The sequence below is a fragment of the Rhodococcus sp. ENV425 genome (genome assembly GCF_002887785.1).
In the GTDB taxonomy this organism is placed as follows: domain Bacteria; phylum Actinomycetota; class Actinomycetes; order Mycobacteriales; family Mycobacteriaceae; genus Rhodococcus; species Rhodococcus aetherivorans.
On the sequence record NZ_PCZU01000199.1, the window covers coordinates 1 to 784 of the forward strand.

Sequence of the window (784 nt, forward strand, 5' to 3'; positions counted from 1 at the left end):
GTGATGGACAAGACCGGCACCTTGACCAAGGGCGAGCCGGAGGTCACCGACGTCGTCGTCGACGGTGTCGACGAGGAGGAGCTGCTGGCGCTGGTGACCGCGGTCGAACGCGAATCCGAGCATCCCCTCGCCGGAGCCATCGTCCGTTATGCCACCGCACGCGACATCACCCGGGCACCGCTCAAGAACTTCCGGAACGTACCCGGCCACGGTGCGGTCGCCGAGGTGGCGGGCCGGCGGGTGGCGGTGGGCAACCGCAAGCTCATGGTGGCCGAGAACGTCGAGTTCGGATCCCTGATGGACCGCCGGGACGAGCTGGCGTCGACGGGACGCACCGCCGTGCTCGTCGCGGTCGACGGCCGCGGCGTGGGGGTGATCGCCCTGGCCGACGCCGCCCGGGAGACCTCGGCCGAGGCGGTGGCGTCGCTGCACGAACTCGGCATCGAGGTGGTCATGCTCTCCGGCGACAACGAGGCCACGGCCCGGCGTATCGCGGGGCAGTTGGGCATCGACACCGTCATCGCCGAGGTGCTGCCCGGTGACAAGGCCGACAAGATCGCCGAACTGCAACGCGGCGGGAAGAAGGTCGCGATGGTCGGCGACGGTGTCAACGATGCCCCGGCCCTCGCGCAGGCGGATCTGGGCATCGCCATCGGTGCCGGCACCGACGTCGCCATCGAAACCGCCGACCTGGTGCTGATGCGTTCGGACCCGCTGGATGTGCCGATCGCGCTGCGCATCGGCCGGGGCACCCTGCGCAAGATGCGGCAGAATCTCGGCTGGG

1 protein-coding gene is annotated in these 784 nt (G+C 70.3%); it reads left to right on the forward strand.

The annotated features are described in order from the left end of the window. Positions 1 to 784, forward strand: a 784-nt coding sequence (locus tag CQZ88_RS16615; protein ID WP_146034322.1) for an HAD-IC family P-type ATPase, incomplete at both ends; no start/stop codon positions are given.